Here is a 17679-nt window from a genome sequence, read left to right as displayed (position 1 = left end):
ATAACGACCATTAAAAATGGTCTCAAAATTTAATTAGTGTTAAATATACAAGTCAATATCGAAACAACGCGGGATATTCTTCCTTTCTTGGGTCTTGCCCATGTTTCTGTCTTCCTCGTATAACAAAACTCCTTCTGAAGAGTATATTTTAAAATAAACACCTGGTCCAGGTATGGAAGATATCGGGGTTTCAACACGGATCATCGGCGATAGAAATGTCTGTTTGAAATCAAGTCCCTTATAATCTATTCGAAACTGACCCTTGCTATCGGTCAGGGCACTTCCTAAAAAGTCGTCATTGATCCAGTCCGTATCAAATGCCGCAACGGTCACTCCCTTTACAGGGGTATTACGGTCTTCTTTGGAACGTATATGTCCGATAATCGTCCATATATCAAGTTCCGTGCGAACCTGGTTCCAAAACTTAAAATTGAAGCTATAATTAAAAATGAACTCCTTATCTTCTTGATTCTTACGCCAAACCGGATTCAACCGCCTTAGGGTGAACTGAACCGTGTGCGTCGCCTTTTTTGATTTGCCCTTATCACTAACCACCACATCAATTTCCAAGGGGCCACTACCGTATCGATCGGACAAAGGGATGTTATAGTTGCCCTCATCATCCGTATACCCACTGCCTATAAGATGTTTTGTTTTTTGGATAACGGTCTTAGAAGATAAAATAACAAGCTTACCCTTTTCGATATGGAGTTCATCGGCTTCCGGTAGTACTTTATAAACCCGTATTTCGGCATTTGTCAAAGTCTCATAGAACTCTAAATGCAAACATGCCCTCAAACAACCTCTAACTAAATGCCCCATGTACTCTTAATAAATCAATTGAAATCTAATTTCTTAATGCCTAATGCCATTTATGGCTTAATGTAAAAATTGGACAGAATGTCCACATTAAAGTGACTATCAAATGTTAAGGTAAAACTATTCGCCTTTCTTTCCAAATAGACCGTTCAGCACTTGGTAAACATCTTCTGAAATCTTGAATTTATACACCACCCCAACATAGAGCAAGCTAATCCCCAGTCCTTTGATCATGATATTTAAGATTGGATGAAAGGGAAGCGTAACAAAGTAAAAAACCAATACCGTTCCGATCATCAATAGGGTAACCGCGATAGTTTCCTTGGTAAAAGGAAGTATGTCGAACTTCATCTTAACATAGACCAGTTTTACGGTATTGTAGATAAAAAAGGCCAAAAAACTGGCGATTGCGGCACCATCGAGTCCGTATGCCGGTATAAGCCAAACATTTAGAAGCACGGTAACAATGGCCAAAAAGACCCCCATGAACAATACGGCCCTGTAGTAATCGGAATTGTAAAGAATGGAATTATTATTCCCCAATAGGGCATCGTACAACTTGGCGAGTCCCAACCAGACAAAGATAAAATACCCGTGCCTATAGGCGTCGGGTAGCAATTTGTACAAATCGTCGAGATTAAGGAAGATAAGAACAAAAAGCAGTCCGGAAATAACATAAAGTGTAAGCGAACTTTTTTGGTAAAGCCGCTTTAGCCCCACAGCATCCTTTCTATTTAGGAGTTCCGCGGTAAGGGGGTAGGTTATCTGGTGCATCGACCGCGAAGGTACGGCTATGACCAAGGCAATAAAGCTGGCCACACTGTAGTAGGCTACATTCTCGATCTTGATAAATTGGTTGATCATGACCTTGTCGATTTCCAATAAGACAATGGCCACGGAACCGCCTAAGATAATAAGGGCACTATATACTAAGATTTTAGGTGTATTTTCAGGAAAGTCAAAAACCAATCGAGGCCTATGTAAGCGATAGGCATATAATTTCATAACGAGCATTCGTAAAATATAGACGATTACGAGTCCATCTATAAAAGACGTAACCGAAATCACCTTAAAATATAACAGGACCAGTAGCGTAGTCTGCCCCACCCTACCGAAAATCTCCTTCATGAAATTGCCGAAAACCGATTTCATATGCACCCTGGCCCAGGCGTAAAAAACTTCAAAATAGGCCATAACCATGGCAATCAAAAAGATATGCCACACATAGTCTTTTACGATGGGATTTTCCTTGGATAAAAAACTTCCGATGGCATCGTTCACCACATATGTGATTCCGGCAATAGGAAGCATAAGTGCCAAAGGCAAAAAAAGCATAAGGGTCAAAAATCCGTCAGTAGATTTGCTATCGTTGAAGCCACTATAGAATTTGACCAGCGTATTCGGTACCCCAAAGGCCAATAAGGGCATTAAAACGACCGAGGCCGACAAGACCACCTGTAAGAGCCCGTAATACTCAGGGTCCATAAACTGCAAATAGAGAACCAAAGTATTCAGTGCCCCGAGTCCGAAACCGAGGTATGTAATAATTGAATTGTTGAGCGATTGCTTGAATACAATTCCCATTACAAGAGTTTTGAAAGTTCTTCGGTTAGGGCGCGTCTGCTAAAACGCTCCACATCCACCGATTCAGATACAATACTCCCTTTTTTATAGGCCTCATACCAAGCTAAAATGGTGTTTTTTAACGGCTCAAGGGCGGAGTAGTCGAATACCTTGCCCGCGTTTGTACCTTGAATGATCTCGCCCGCTTCCCAACCTTGGGGGCCGACCGCCAAAATAGGTCGCTTCGCCGCCATATATTCAAACAGTTTGCCAGGGATAATTCCCTTGGTTTCTTCGCTATCGATCTCTACCAGAAGCAACAATTGGGAGCTTTGTTGTTTTCGTAGGGCTTCCGCATGTGAACCGTAACCCCTCATTTTAATATACGGCCCTAATTCATAACGGTACATGGTATCCATCACATCTTGACTTACCACTCCCATAAACTCCAGCTGTAAATCGCCCCTGAAGACGGCATTTTCCCTTGCTATTTGTGAGAGCACTTTCCATAGGTTTTCCGGATTTCTTCCGCTAAGCAAAGAACCGATATGGGAAATGGTAAATCCTTTATCCAAATCTACTTCCCCGCTATGCTCCAGATCATAACCGTTGGTAATAACCGAAATGGGCTGTTTTGTAATACTTTCGAACTCTTCTTTTGTGGTCTTACTGGTTACCACTATTTTATCGGCTTCATTGAGTACGGCATGCTCAAGGGCCTTGTGTTCTTTTTGTGAATTTTTTGAAAGCCGCAGTTCTTTATGGTAGCCTATAGAGGTCCATGGATCGCGAAAATCGGCCAACCATTGTAAACCGTGTAATTTCTTCAACTCACGCCCAATGAGATGCACACTGTGTGGCGGGCCTGTGGTAATAATGGTTTTTAATTTTTCCTTGGCAATAATATCGCTCAAATATTTTACCGAAGGTTTTACCCAGTACTTTCGGGCATCCGGAATAAAAAAATTGCCCCTCACCCAAAGCATGGCCTTTTCAAAGACCGACTGGTTTTTGGTTTGGATAATTCCCGAACTGATGCGTTTTGTTTTTTTTGAGGAGAAAACCTTCGCTATGCCATAAGGCTCAAAAAGCGGCTGCGAATAAACGGTTAGGTTTTCGACAACTTCAGAGGCCAAAGTGGCGTCTTCTATAGGGTAATGCGGATTCTCGGGAATGTAGACCAAGGGTTCAATACCGAAATCACGAAGGTATTTAACGAATTTTAGCCATCTCTGCACCCCTGGGCCGCCCGCAGGAGGCCAGTAATAGGTGATGATGAGGACTTTCTTCATAAATAATTTTATTGTTGGATATCAGAATAACTCAACCTTTACCAGCTATTTTTTTTGTCGTTCAGTTCCTTTTCTTTCTTAGGGACAAAAAACGTAAAACCAATACCGCCGAGAACGATAAGGGCCAAAAGGATGTTACTGGCCAAGGTAATCTTGCTCCCGGTCGCCACGACCTCCGGTTCGAAAATAAACTCGATTTTATGGCTTCCTTGTGGGACTTCCATGGCCCGGAGCGTATAGTTTACCCTAAAGAAATCTTGTGGTTTTCCATCGATATAGGCATGCCATCCATGTGGATAATACATTTCGGAGAAAACGGCCAGTCCGGGATTCTGGTTTGCCGATTCGTAGACCAAGTGATTCGGCCTATAGTCCGTTAAGCGAATGGAAGCCGTAGAATCAAGCGCAAACTCCAATCGGTCCAATTCTTTTACCTTGGCTTGGTTAACGACCGCTTCGGTCTTTGTATCCAAATCGTTTAAGGCCAAAATTTCTTCATCGGCCGAATCTACCTTGAGCACTTTACTTACGAACCAGGCATTGCCATTGGCGTTGGGGTTGACCGCAGGGTAGCTTTTGCCTTCTTCGTCTTGCTGCACTACATATTTTACATTGAGCATATTGAGTACCCCCAAATTCCCTTTGTATATATAGAAGCTGAATAGGTCTTCAAGACCTGCCGGTTTGGCGGCGTGATAACCTCCGATACTTTGGTGATAATACGATGCACGGGCCCCATTGATACCTTCTTGGGGGTCATATACGCGAAAAATGGATTTATCCTTACTGATTTCTTGATCTATGGCCGTTTCGGGAAAAGGCTGTGTCATTCTTCTCTTTGAAACAAAGTCTTCACCGTCTACGTATCGCAAACCAACACCGACCAAGTCAAATACGATCAAAGCCCCAAGGGCCACTATCGCCAAATTTTCCTTTAGCTTTCCCTTTATGTAGAACCAAAGTGCCAAAGCGGCCAAAATAACATATATCAACGAACGCAAAAGATCGGAGTTATATACGGCCTTACGGTCGGCCTGTATCAAGGAAACGAGCTCGTCTCCATAATTTCTTTTTAGGAATTCATCACTTGGCCCCACAAAATCGAAGCCCGCTTTAAAGATAAACAGGGCTACACAGAGGCCCAATACGGTAAAAAAGGAAATTTTTAAGGCATTGAGTTTTTCCTCTACCCGAACAGTAGGTGTAAAAAGTTCACGCAGGGCCAAAATGGCCAATACGGGAGCACACAATTCCAAGATCACCTGTATGGACGACACCGCCCGAAACTTATCGTATAGCGGAAAATAATCGATCATAAAGTCGGTCAATAGGCTAAAGTTCTTTCCCCATGAAAGTAACAATGACATGATCACTCCGCCCAAAAGCCACCATTTGGTCTTTCCTTTGACCAAAATGAGTCCTAAAACAAAAAGAAAGAAGATGATTGCGCCAATATAGGCAGGGCCCGATGTACCGGGTTGATCCGACCAGTACAAAGGAAGTCCCTTAGAGAAATTTAAAGCTTGACTTCGGGAAACTCCTTGGTCGACCAAGAAATTAAAAGTTTTGGAACTCTCCCCCAGATTTTCACTATTGGATCCACCGAACAAGCGGGGTACGAAAAGATTCAATGATTCGGTAATCCCATAACTCCATTGTGTGATGTAGGATTTATCCAATCCGTTCGTATTCTCCTTAGCCGTACCGTCAGGATTGATCGTAAGTTCCGATTTTCCACGGGTACTCCAATCGGCATATTCCTTTGTGGCCATAAGGCTTGTGGCATTGGCCGCAATACCCAATAGAACCGCCGCCAATAGAATACCCACCGAACTGAAATAATGTACCAGCTTTCCGTTGCGAATAGCGTCATAAAGATAGACCGCACCTAGAATCAGTACTAAAAGCATGAAATAATAGGTCATTTGGTAGTGGTTGGCCTTTATTTCTAGGGCCATGGCAAAAGCAGTAAGGATAAAACCCCAAAGATATTTTTTGCGGAACACCAATACAATCCCTCCCAAAACCATGGGTAAATATCCAAGGGCATGGGCCTTGGCATTATGCCCGACCCCCAATATGATGATGAAATAGGTAGAAAAACCAAATGCCAATGCGCCTACAATGGCCAAACGATAATCGACCTTTAGACAACAAAGCAATATATAAAAGCCAATAAAATAAAGAAATAGGTAGTCGGCCGGCCTCGGTAAAAACCGAATCGCACGGTCTAATGTCTTGATATAGTCATGTGGATAATATGCCCCCAATTGATATGTGGGCATGCCCCCGAAGGCGCTATTGGTCCAATACGGTTCATCACCGGTCTTTTTCCTGAAATCATTCTGCTCTTTGGCCATTCCCGTAAATTGAACAATATCAGACTGTTCAATTACCTTCCCCTGAAGTACGGGATAGAAATATGCCAAAGCGGCGACAACAAAGAATACGGTAACAAAAAAATGTACGAAGAAGGCCTTCAATCCTTTTTGCATAATGGGTGATATCGATTGTTTCGGCTAAAATAATGAACTTATCGCTACTTTGGAATCAGAACGCACTATTAAACTTATAATGCCGTAGGTATGGCCCAAGCGTACCGAAAAAAATAAACCAAGGGATGGGAGGGAAAAAGACACAGCACCGAAAGAAATGGAAAAAACGGGAATACAATTACTCTACTTCCTCAAAGTCGATATAATCGCCTACTTGATTATTTGATTTACTGCCTTTGGAAGGTTTTTTTTCTATAATAACATCGCCGACGCGCTCTTGGGTCGCTTGCTCTTGTTGTGCAAATCCCCCAAACTTTTCATTAAAGTGCTCTTGTGTTTTGCGGGCCGCATAACCGAATATCTTAGGAGCGAACATCTTTACTACCAACTTGAACAGATAGTAGATCAATACGATGATCAATATAGTTTTTAAAAATGCCATACTTTTTTCGAAATAATTATATCAAAAATACGATTCTAACGTTGTAATAGCTGTGTAGAAGTGCTAAAATATTACTAAAGTACCATTTCAAATATAAGTGTATACCCCATAAAAGTCGCAAAACACAAGACTATGGAGGTATTGGCCTATAAAAAATGGTGTTCGTTCATAGCCTTCTACCTTTACAAAACGAATATGAGTTCAAAGTTAATCTAGCGACACCAAGATGAAAAAATATCTTTTGACTTTATTTTTTGCCCTACCCTTTATTGGGGCTTCACAATATACCGATGTAATCAACTCCAACAGGCCTGGACTTTCGGTCAGTGCATATGCCGTTGGCCGCAATGTGCTTCAAGTCGAGGCGGGCGTACTGTTCGAACAACGTGACCATAGCTTGCTCAATACCGAAAGTAATATTTGGGGTTCCGATATATCTTTACGGTACGGACTTCTTTTTGAGCAGTTGGAAATAAATTATGAGGGTACCTATGTCAACCAGAATATCACTTATACCGATTTTGGCACTTCAGAAAACCTGACCGATTTTTCAAGAAACCGGGTCGGACTGAAATATATGATCTACGACCATTACAAAAACCCGGAACGGAACAAACCCAACCTTTATAGCTGGAAGGCCAATTACGGTTTTAAGTTCAAGAATTTAATTCCGTCCATATCCCTTTACGGAGGGGCTACCTTTAATTTAGGCGACAACCCTTTTTATGTCGGTGACCCAACCGTGTCGTACCGTGGGATGATAGCTACGCAAAGTAGACTGACCCCTCGTTTTGTGTTGATTACCAATATAGCGTATGACCGGATTACCACCGATTACCCTGAGTTGAGTTATATGATATCCCTCTCCCATGCCTTCCGTAACCCTAAATGGAGTGCCTTTGTAGAAAACCAGGGTATTCAAAGCGATCGTTATTCCGATGCCCTTATTCGAGGAGGTATCGCGCATTTGCTCACAGATGACCTTCAGGTAGACTTTAACCTTGGCGCAAGTTTCAAGAACACCCCTTCACGTATTTTCATTACCGTCGGCGGCTCGTACCGTTTCGATATGCACAAAGACAAGTTGAAATCGATAGATGAGCAAAGTGCCGGCGAAAATGGAGGCCCCATCAAGAAGAATTCGATGAAGAAGAAAAAGAAGGAAGCCCGCAAAAAAGGGGAAAGTGGTAGCGGTGCCGAAGACATCGACCTAGGCCCTTCTAAAAAAGAACTCAAAAAGATGAGAAAACAAGAAAAGAAGCAAAGAAAGAACAAAAGTAAAAATCGTGATAACGGCGCCATTGATTTTTAAAGGGGCCAAGCTTTCACAATTTTGCAAAATTCAGTTTCATAATTTTATTCTCATCCTATTTATCCCTAATATTGACCTTACAAAAAAAATGGTATGGTCACTCTGAAAGAAGCGATTTCAAAAGACGAACTAAAGCAGTTCGTGAAATTTCCTTTTGCGCTTTATAAAGATTCAGCCTATTGGGTTCCACCTTTGATTGCCGATGAGATGGCGACATTCGACAAGGACACCAATCCTGCTTTTAAAAATGCCAGCGCTTGGTTCTATCTCGCCTACAAGAACAATAAGATTGTAGGCCGTGTCGTAGCCATCATCAATCACCTTGAGGTCAATCAACAGAACGTTAAGAAAATGCGGTTCGGTTGGTTCGACTTTGTTGATGACCCCGAAGTATCGGAAGCCTTGCTAAAAAAGGTGGCCGAGATAGGAGCTGCGCACAACTTAGAGTTTATGGAGGGTCCGGTAGGTTTTTCCAATTTGGACAAGGTAGGCGTGCTTACAGACGGCTTTGATCAGCCTGGAAGCATGGTTACTTGGTACAATCACGCCTACTATGTTGACCATTACGAGCGTTTGGGATTTGTAAAAGAGAAAAAATATGTCGAAAACAAGTTTCCCGCCAAGAATGCCGACCCCGCACTGTTCACGAAATTGAACGAATTGGTCAAACGTCGTTATGGTCTGCGTGAGATAAATTTTAAGAAAACGAGTGAGGTAATGCCCTTGGTCGACCAAATGTTCGACCTTTTTAACCAAACCTACTCCAAACTTTCTTCTTTTGTACCTATAACCGATGTGCAAAAGGAATACTTCAAGAAAAAGTATATCACTTTTATAGATCCCGAATACATCAAGTTCATTGTAGATAAAAACGATAGCTTAATCGCATTTGCCATTGTTATGCCTTCGTTCAGCAGTGCTTTGCAAAAGGCCAAGGGAAAACTGTTCCCTTTTGGTTTCTACCATCTATTACGTGCCAAAAAGCACAACAAGGATGCGGTATTCTATCTTATAGGCATTCACCCCGATTATCAAAACAAAGGGGTTACGGCCATTATCTTTAACGAATACTACAAGACCTTCAACAAAAGGGGGATTGAAATGTGCTACCGCACGCCCGAACTTGAAGACAATATTGCCATCCGTCAAATGTGGAAGCATTTTGACCCTAAAATCTACAAACGGCGCTGTACTTACAAAAAGAGCTTGTGAGGTATAGGCCGCTTCCGCCCTACCGGCATCAAAAATAGGTCATAAAAAAGCCCCGTTTTATAAAAACGGGGCCTTTATTTTTTAACGAAAAAGCTTCACTTACTCTCCCATTGCCGCAGCAACAGCTGCAGATAATCTTTTGTAGGTGCCGTTTTCCAAACGGTCCCTAATCGCGGAAAAAGCTTCCAATGTTTCTTCTATATCTTGCATGGTATGCGTGGCAGTAGGAATCATTCTCAATAGAATCAATCCTTTAGGTATTACAGGGTAAACCACTATAGAACAGAAAATTCCGTAGTTTTCACGTAAATCCTTAACCAGTGCCATCGCTTCTGGAATACTACCGTTAAGGTATACCGGAGTAACACATGTATTCGTGCTTCCTATGTTGAAGCCCCTATCTTTTAATCCATTTTGAAGCGCGTTTACGTTTTCCCACAACTTGGCCTTTAGCTCAGGCATGGTACGTAGCATATCCAATCGCTTCAATGCCCCTTTTACATAAATCATCGGCAAGGACTTAGCGAACATTTGTGACCTCAAGTTGTACTTGAGATAATCGATAATTTCCTTATCGGCCGCGATGAAAGCCCCAATACCCGCCATAGATTTGGCGAAAGTGGCAAAATAGACATCAATACCGTCTTGTACGCCTTGTTCTTGACCCGTACCGGCACCAGTAGCGCCTAAGGTTCCAAAGCCATGTGCATCATCAACGAACAAACGGAAGGTATATTTTTTCTTGAGTTCGATAATCTCTTTGAGTTTTCCTTGCTCGCCCCGCATTCCGAATACACCTTCGGAAATGACCAAAATACCACCTCCGGTATGTTCGGCCATTTTTGTGGCACGCTCAAGGTTTTTCTCAAGACTCTCGATATCGTTATGTTTAAAGGTAAAGCGTTTACCCATGTGTAGACGAACGCCATCGATAATACAGGCGTGCGAATCAACATCATAAACGATGATATCATCCTTGGAAACCAAGGCGTCTATGGCAGAAACCATTCCTTGGTAACCAAAATTCAATAAGTAAGCGGATTGTTTATCAACAAACTCGGCCAACTCTTTTTCAAGCTGCTCGTGAAAGTCGGTATGACCACTCATCATTCTAGCCCCCATCGGGTAGGCCGCTCCAAATTCTGTAGCCGCTTCTCCGTCTACCTTTTTAACTTCCGGAAGGTTGGCCAAGCCCAAGTAATCATTGATACTCCAAGTGATTACCTCTTTTCCTTGAAATTTCATCCTGTTGGAAATCGGACCTTCCAACTTAGGAAAAACGAAATATCCCTCCGCCTGTGAAGCCCATTTTCCTAACGGACCCTTGTTCTCTAGAATTCTGTCAAATAAATCTCGCATTTAGGTTTACTTTGTATTTAAGGGCAAAAGTAAGATTTTAAGAGCAACATTCATAAAATATTATTCCGAAACAAAAAAGCAATGACCTATAGTCATTGCTCTTTAACTTTTGCAAACCTCGTTGTTATTCTTTAATATATTGTACTTTTTGAATTTCGCCAACTTCCTTGGTGTCGAAAAAACCTTGGTCTTCCATCCATTGGTCACTATACACTTTACTCATATATCGTGAACCATGGTCGGGAAAAATAACGACAACGTTATCATCTGGTCCAAATTCGTTTTCTTCGTTCAATTGTTTAAGGGCCTGCATGACAGCTCCACTGGTATAGCCGGCAAAAATACCTTCGGTCTTGGCGATTTCACGTGCGGTATGCGCACTTTCCGAATCGGTAACCTTTATAAATTTATCGATCACATCAAAATCCGTTGCGGAAGGAATCAGGTTCTTACCTAAGCCCTCTATACGGTACGGATAGATTTCGTTGACATCGAACTCTCGGGTTTCATGGTATTTTTTTAATACGGAACCAAAGGCATCGACACCGATAACCTTAACGTCGGGATTTTGCTCCTTCAGGTACTTTGCAGTACCGGAAATGGTGCCCCCTGTTCCGCTACAAGCCACAAAATGGGTAATCTGACCTCCGGTCTGCTCCCATATTTCAGGCCCCGTACTTTCGTAGTGGGCATGCATATTAAGCTCGTTAAAATATTGATTGATATAAATCGACCCACTGGTTTCCCTGTGCAAGCGTTTCGCCACCTCGTAATACGAACGGGGGTCGTCTGCGCTCACGTGTGCGGGACAAACATAGACCGTTGCGCCCATTGAACGCAACATATCGATTTTATCTTTTGATGATTTTGAACTTACCGCCAAAATACATTTGTAACCTTTGATGATGCTCACCATCGCAATACTAAAACCCGTATTGCCCGATGTGGTCTCAATGATGGTGCTCCCTTCGGTTAAAATGCCCTTGCGCTCTGCCTCTTCTATAATATGCATTGCTATGCGATCTTTGGAAGAGTGGCCCGGGTTGAAAGCTTCTACCTTGGCGTAAAAGTTACCTGTGAAGCCTTTTGTTATTCTGTTTAATTTTACTAGCGGTGTGTTTCCTACAAGTTCTAGGATACTGTTGTAAGCCTTGATTTTGTTTTCCATAAAGGATGTCTGGTTTCGGGAACTATCTATGGTATTCTAAAGATATCCACAAAATTCTTAAAGCAAAATTACTATTTTTTTTGAATATGTCATTTTAACATCGAAAATACCTCTAAAAAATGAAGATTTTGTGGCTTTTATATGAAATCATTAACATTTCGTTAGCATTATACACAAGATTTGAACAATTTAAAGGTTGTAAAATCACGGATATTCACCGAATTTACCTTTATCATAAAACCAAACGGTACAATTACCTATATTATTCTGTAACCTTACCTTCCAAATCTAAAAAGAAGGCGTATTCTTTGGCGACTTCCCGTAATGATTCAAAACGTCCGGAAGCTCCTCCGTGTCCGGTATCCATATTAATGTCCATCATCAATAGGTTCTTATCGGTCTTCATCTCCCTAAGCTTGGCCACCCATTTTGCGGGTTCAAAATATTGCACCTGTGAATCATGGAGCCCTGTAGTCACCAACAAATTCGGATATTCTTGTGCGACTACCTGATCATAGGGCGAATACGACTTCATATAATCGTAATACGTTTTGTCGTTCGGGTTTCCCCATTCGTCATACTCACCCGTGGTCAACGGTATGGAGTCATCGAGCATGGTGGTGACCACATCGACAAAGGGAACTGCAGCAATTACCCCGTTATATAGGCCAGGTGCCATGTTGATAACGGCACCCATTAGGAGTCCTCCCGCAGAACCACCCATAGCATATAAATGCTGGGGGGAAGTATACCCTTGTTCCAAGAGATACTTTGAGCAATCGATAAAATCGGTAAAGGTGTTTTTTTTCTTAAGCAACTTGCCATTTTCGTACCAAGGCCTTCCTAGGTACTCCCCTCCCCTTATGTGCGCCACGATATAGACAAAGCCCCGATCTAAAAGGCTAAGGCGTACCGTAGAGAAATAAGGATCAATGGTATGTCCGTACGAACCATAGGCATATTGTAATACCGGGGTCTCTTGGTTGAGTTCAGTGTCTTTATGGTATACGATCGACATGGGTATCTTCACCCCGTCGCGGGCCGTGGCCCAAATGCGTTTTTCCTTATAATTGTTCTTGTCAAATGCTCCCCCAAGTACTTCCTGTTCCTTTTTGACCTCTTTTTCTTTGGTTCTCATATTAAAATCGATTACCGAACTGGGGGTGGTCATCGAATTATAGGAATAGCGCAAAATTTCAGTATCGAAATCAGGATTCCTGCCTACGCCTGCCGTATAGGTCTCACTATCAAAAGGTAGATAATACGAATCGGAACCGTCCCATCTATTGATCTTGATTTGGTTCAATCCGTTTGATCGTTCCGATATCACATAGTAGTCCTTGAACATATCGACATCTTCCAACAGAACATCTTCGCGATGGGGAATAAACTCTTCCCAACGATCCGAAGTGGTCGCATTTTCATCGGTTTTCATCAATTTGAAATTCGTGGCGCCATCTTTATTGGTCAAAATGTAAAAATGGGATCCGTAATGGGAAACACTGTATTCCACACCTCGTTCACGGGGCGAGAACATTTGTAACTCACCATCGGGATCATCGGAACGCAGGTATTGATATTCCGAAGTCAAGGTGCTGTACGAACCGATATAAATATATTTTTTAGATTTCGATTTGTATACGTATGTACCGAAGGTATCGTCCTTTTCATGAAACACCAGTACATCTTCTTCAGCCGGGGTACCGAATTTGTGTTTCATAATTTTGTCGGACCTCAAGGTAACCTCGTCTTTTTTGGTGTAAAAAAGAGTCTTGTTATCATTTGCCCAGACCGAGCCTCCCGTAGTATTCTCTATGGTATCCTCATAAATTTCACCGGTTTCAAGGTTTTTTATGCGGATGGTATATTGCCGTCTAGAAACGGTGTCAACCCCAAAGGCGGCCAATTTGTTATTAGGACTAATGGCTATTCCACCAATACTAAAGTACTCGTGCCCCTTTGCCATTTCGTTTCCATCGAACATGATTTCCTCAGAAGCATCAAGGCTACCTTTCTTGCGCGAATAAATAGGATATTCCTTTCCCGTCTCGTACCTAGTGATATACCAGTATCCATTTTGCTTATAGGGAACCGAAGCATCATCTTCCTTTATCCGGGCTTTCATTTCGTTAAAAAGAAGTTCTTGAAAAGGCTTGGTGTGGGCCGTAAGGGAATCGTAATACTGCTTTTCGGCCTTAAGATGGGCAATCACCTCCGGATTTTCCTTATCGCTCAGCCAATAGTAGTTATCTACCCTGACATCTCCATGTTTTTCCAATGTAAACGGAATTTTTTTCGCTATCGGTGCTTTTGCTTCACTCATATTCATTTGTTGACTTTGAACTAAGGGCACAAATGTAAGGCATAAGCCTAGAACGATATACTTTTTCGCCAAATGGTTCATTGTAGACAGATTTTAGCTACAATTTAGTAATTTCGCAAATTAGTCTAACAAAAAAAAGAAAACTATGTTCGGAGATATGATGGGTATGATGGGGAAACTCAAGGAAACCCAACAAAAAGTAGAAGAAACCAAAAAACGCCTTGACACGGTGAGCCTAGAAGAGTCTTCCGCAGATGGTTTGGTCAAGGTGACCATTACGGCCAATAGGGAGGTAAAACAGATTCAAATCGACGATAGTCTTCTCGAAGACAAAGAGCAACTGGAGGACTTTCTGATCCTGACCCTTAACAAGGCCATAACAAAGGCTACACAGGTCAACGAAGCGGAACTTGCCGCCGTAGCAAAAGAAGGTATGCCCAATATTCCGGGGATGGACTCGTTATTTAAATAATGGCAGGCTATTTGCTTGTTAACGACTTAAATCCGTCAGCTATGAAATTCTTATTACTTTTCTTTCTGCCCCTTTGCCTGTTGGGCCAGACCGACACCCCTGCCAAGGAAGTCGATTGGCTAAAGAATTACGACAGTGCCATGCATATATCGAAAGAAGAAAATAAGAATGTTCTGGTGTATTTCACCGGAAGCGATTGGTGCCCTCCGTGCAAAATGCTAAAACGCGACCTTTTTGACACGGACGAGTTCTACGAACTATCAAAAAACTACGTGCTACTCTATATTGATATACCGCGGAATAGGGATTTATTGAGCACGGAACAATGGGAGCACAACCAAGGGCTATTTAAAAAACTGAACAAGAAAGGAGTCTTTCCCTTACTGACCGTACTAAGTCCTAAAGGAAAAGTTGTAAACGAATATTCCGGCTATGGTATGACGGGCGAAATAAGCTACCATCTGAAATTCTTAGAAAAAAACAAATAGAAAAAGGCCTCTGATCAGAGGCCTTTTTTTTATTGCAAATTTGCAGGAATTAGTTATTGATCAACCTAAATTCGGTCCTTCTATTTACCGCATGCTCCCTAGAGGTACAAGAAACCCCATCCTTACAACGGTTCTTAGGTTTTGTTTCCCCATAGCCGTTAGCGACCAAAAGACTTGAATTGATGCCTTTGGAAATCAAATACTGGGCCACGGCCTGCGCCCTTCGTTCCGATAGATCCTGGTTTGAAGATGCACTGCCCTGGGCATCGGTATGTGAGGCCAATTCTACTTTAACCCCGGGATTCTTGGCCAACACGGGCAATAAACGGGTATCGATAATGCTTTTGGCCTGAGCGGTCAAAGTAGCACTGCCTAAATTCCAATTGATAGGAAGGGCTTGATAGGTAACCAAGGAACACTCTACTTCTTTCCAAGTCGTTAACCTTCCTTTTTCTTTCAACACCTCTTTGGTGTAAGTCTTGGTTACGGGCGGCACAACTTCCTCAACGGTATAGGCATCTTTATCCAAGACCGTTCGGGTAATTTCGTCATAAACCGCAGGAACCACTTCTTCTACCACCTTGGCCGGAGAAATAAGGACCCTTTTAGTGTAGCTTGCGTTTTTTTCGGGAACCGGAGTCTTTGATGCACTGGCATCACGGACCAAGGTAGCCGTTTCAATAGTCTGAAATTCCGCAGGGTATCCTTTGTAACACCAATACCTACAATCGTCAGGGTTGCCGGAATCACAATCAGGAGCCGCCGCCCCTAATTCCCATTGTGCATAGGCAGGCTTCACTTCGATCGTTTCAGAGGCCGTACCAAAACTGGCCGGACTGATACTCAAGGTATTTCCGCCTTCCTTGGAAACATAGGTCACCTTTTCAGTGCCCCACTCTTCGGGAATAATGCGGAGTTTTTTACTCTCTTCCTTGACCAAAACACGCTCGGTAACGGTTTTGTAGGTTGCGGGAATCGTCTTTAATACCTTGTAACCGGGCTTTATCGTAACCGTAACGGTTTCGTTTACATAAACGTCCGGGGTGGTACATCGTACATAACACTTTCCGGGTTCAGGATCGGTGGGCAAATCTTGTGCCGCACCCAATGATGCCGTCAATACGGCAATAGAAAAAAGAATCTTTTTCATAGTTTAGTTAATGTTTATAGTTTATAGTGAACTCCAAGTTAATGATTTAATAAATTTTTAACAAGTACATTCTTATTAAAAACGAAAAACGCCGTTGAAATACATCATTTTAACCAGAAAAAAAATATAGTAGCATAGCATAGATTGATTCTTGCGTAAAAATTGTTATTTCAAAAATCCGTAAATTTATTATCCATGAAGACATCTATAATAAAGACCCATTTTACCGATAGCAAATACAAATTTTCAGTTAGCTCCCTTAGTGGAAGCACTATATTAAACAGTATAGCCTACACTAATGAAGATGCCATGAAAAAGGCTATGGCTCAACTGCAAGGTATGCCCGTTGGCCGTGGCAATTTTGAACGAAAAACAAACCACGATGGTCAGTTTCTGTTTTATTTAAAGGACGCGAACGGACAAATACTAGGGCATAGTCTACCCTACGGCTCGGAGGCCGGCATGGAGAACGGAATTAAAAACCTTATAAATTCCTTAAACGCCCTAAAAGAAGAATACGATCTATAATCTAAAGGCTTCTTAGAATATCGATGAATTTATCGTGCATGGTATCGGTGTAATCCAAATGGGTGACAATGCGAAGTTTTCCTTGTCCCATACCTATAATATGTACCCCATTTTCCTTGAGTTTTCCCAAAAAAGCATCCGCTTTGAGGACATTTTCATCGATTTCAAAAATAATGATGTTGGTTTCAATGGGCTCAACCCTCTTAATATAAGATAAGCCCTGTAGCTCCTCTCCTATTTCACGGGCCTTGCTATGATCTTCTGCCAGTCGCTCCACATGGTGGTCGAGCGCATAAATACCCGCAGCGGCCAAATACCCCGCTTGGCGCATGCCTCCTCCGAAGATCTTTCGAATACGAAGTGCTTGGTCCATTTGCGCCTTGCTTCCTACAACGACAGAACCTACCGGGCAGCCCAGTCCCTTGCTCAGGCAGACACTAATGGTATCAAATAATTCCCCATAAGCTAAAGGACTTTCATTTTTCTGTACCATGGCATTCCATAAACGGGCACCGTCTAAATGATAGCTCAAGTTGTGTTCTATGCAGACTTCCTTGATTTTTTTTAATTCCTTGATGTCCCAGCAGGCTCCACCTCCTTTGTTGGTCGTATTTTCAATACACACCAATGAGGTCAGCGGACTGTGATAGAAATCCGGCGGATTAATCGCTGCTTCAACTTGATCGGAGGTAAGCATCCCCCTATGTCCATCGATCAGCCGGCACGAGACTCCACTATTAAAACTGACTCCTCCCCCTTCATAATTATAAACATGGGCATATTTATCACATATCAACTGTTCTCCCGGTTGGGTATGTAGCTTTATAGCGGTCTGATTGGCCATTGTTCCCGATGGGAAAAACAAGGCCGCTTCCTTCCCGAACATTTGGGCCACTTTTTCCTCAAGAGCGTTCACGGTAGGATCGTCTTTAAACACGTCATCGCCCACTTGGGCAGACATCATGGCATCTAACATTTCCGGGGTGGGCTTGGTTACGGTATCACTGATTAGGTTGATCTGCATACTAATTGTATAATAAATTACTTATAAAAAGC

The 17679-nt window shown here is 42.4% G+C and carries 15 protein-coding genes; 5 read left to right on the top strand and 10 right to left on the bottom strand.

Annotation, left to right across the window (positions count from 1 at the left end; all coding sequences use genetic code 11):
- Positions 1-39: 39 nt before the first annotated feature.
- From B4Q04_RS08200 to B4Q04_RS08180, 5 genes are all read right to left on the bottom strand, one after another.
- Positions 40-822: a hypothetical protein gene (locus tag B4Q04_RS08200; protein ID WP_123772346.1), complete on the bottom strand. Its 783-nt coding sequence runs from the start codon at positions 820-822 to the stop codon at positions 40-42.
- A 117-nt stretch (positions 823-939) separates the two neighbouring features.
- Positions 940-2403 carry a lipopolysaccharide biosynthesis protein gene (locus B4Q04_RS08195; RefSeq protein ID WP_088696524.1) on the bottom strand — a complete coding sequence of 488 codons (1464 nt, stop codon included), beginning with the start codon at positions 2401-2403 and terminating at the stop codon, positions 940-942.
- The gene (locus tag B4Q04_RS08190; RefSeq protein ID WP_013995384.1) at positions 2403-3674 is read right to left on the bottom strand and encodes a glycosyltransferase family 4 protein; all 1272 of its coding nucleotides are present in this window, start codon (positions 3672-3674) and stop codon (positions 2403-2405) included. Before B4Q04_RS08190 ends, B4Q04_RS08195 begins: the two co-directional genes overlap by 1 nt.
- A 38-nt stretch (positions 3675-3712) precedes the next feature.
- Positions 3713-6169, bottom strand: coding sequence for a YfhO family protein (locus B4Q04_RS08185; protein WP_088696523.1), 2457 nt, complete (start codon positions 6167-6169; stop codon positions 3713-3715).
- Positions 6170-6347: 178 nt separating this feature from the next.
- Positions 6348-6611 (bottom strand): DUF4834 family protein, encoded by a 264-nt coding sequence (locus tag B4Q04_RS08180; protein ID WP_088696522.1) that lies wholly within the window; start codon positions 6609-6611, stop codon positions 6348-6350.
- Between the two features lie 226 nt (positions 6612-6837).
- Here B4Q04_RS08180 and B4Q04_RS08175 point away from each other — a divergent pair, with 226 nt between their 5' ends.
- The gene (locus tag B4Q04_RS08175) at positions 6838-7923 is read left to right on the top strand and encodes a transporter (protein WP_013995381.1); all 1086 of its coding nucleotides are present in this window, start codon (positions 6838-6840) and stop codon (positions 7921-7923) included.
- 93 nt (positions 7924-8016) lie between these two features.
- Entirely contained in the window at positions 8017-9135 is a 1119-nt protein-coding gene (locus tag B4Q04_RS08170; RefSeq protein WP_088696521.1) for a GTP cyclohydrolase, read from the top strand.
- A 99-nt stretch (positions 9136-9234) separates the two neighbouring features.
- Here B4Q04_RS08170 and B4Q04_RS08165 read toward each other — a convergent pair whose 3' ends face one another.
- The 3 genes from B4Q04_RS08165 to B4Q04_RS08155 form a co-directional block, all read right to left on the bottom strand.
- Entirely contained in the window at positions 9235-10494 is a 1260-nt protein-coding gene (locus tag B4Q04_RS08165) for an aminotransferase class I/II-fold pyridoxal phosphate-dependent enzyme (protein ID WP_013995379.1), read from the bottom strand.
- 124 nt (positions 10495-10618) lie between these two features.
- A complete protein-coding gene (locus tag B4Q04_RS08160) occupies positions 10619-11662 on the bottom strand; it encodes a PLP-dependent cysteine synthase family protein (RefSeq protein ID WP_013995378.1) in 1044 nt (347 codons plus the stop codon).
- Between the two features lie 262 nt (positions 11663-11924).
- The gene (locus tag B4Q04_RS08155) at positions 11925-13991 is read right to left on the bottom strand and encodes a S9 family peptidase (protein ID WP_410543967.1); all 2067 of its coding nucleotides are present in this window, start codon (positions 13989-13991) and stop codon (positions 11925-11927) included.
- 139 nt (positions 13992-14130) lie between these two features.
- On the opposite strand from B4Q04_RS08155, the gene B4Q04_RS08150 reads away from it, so the two are divergent.
- Positions 14131-14457: a YbaB/EbfC family nucleoid-associated protein gene (locus B4Q04_RS08150; RefSeq protein ID WP_013995376.1), complete on the top strand. Its 327-nt coding sequence runs from the start codon at positions 14131-14133 to the stop codon at positions 14455-14457.
- 41 nt (positions 14458-14498) lie between these two features.
- Positions 14499-14945: a thioredoxin family protein gene (locus B4Q04_RS08145; RefSeq protein ID WP_013995375.1), complete on the top strand. Its 447-nt coding sequence runs from the start codon at positions 14499-14501 to the stop codon at positions 14943-14945.
- A 49-nt stretch (positions 14946-14994) separates the two neighbouring features.
- Here B4Q04_RS08145 and B4Q04_RS08140 read toward each other — a convergent pair whose 3' ends face one another.
- Complete coding sequence (locus B4Q04_RS08140; RefSeq protein ID WP_088696520.1) at positions 14995-16095, bottom strand: OmpA family protein; 1101 nt, start codon at positions 16093-16095, stop codon at positions 14995-14997.
- Positions 16096-16290: 195 nt separating this feature from the next.
- Here B4Q04_RS08140 and B4Q04_RS08135 point away from each other — a divergent pair, with 195 nt between their 5' ends.
- Entirely contained in the window at positions 16291-16623 is a 333-nt protein-coding gene (locus tag B4Q04_RS08135) for a YegP family protein (protein ID WP_013995373.1), read from the top strand.
- A gap of 1 nt (position 16624) precedes the next feature.
- Here the strand turns inward: B4Q04_RS08135 and B4Q04_RS08130 are convergent, their stop codons facing one another.
- A complete protein-coding gene (locus B4Q04_RS08130) occupies positions 16625-17647 on the bottom strand; it encodes a threonine aldolase family protein (RefSeq protein WP_013995372.1) in 1023 nt (340 codons plus the stop codon).
- Positions 17648-17679: the final 32 nt, after the last annotated feature.

It is taken from the genome of Zobellia sp. OII3, from assembly GCF_002211465.1.
Lineage (GTDB): Bacteria > Bacteroidota > Bacteroidia > Flavobacteriales > Flavobacteriaceae > Zobellia > Zobellia galactanivorans.
This window is presented reverse-complemented; position numbering and strand designations above follow the sequence as displayed.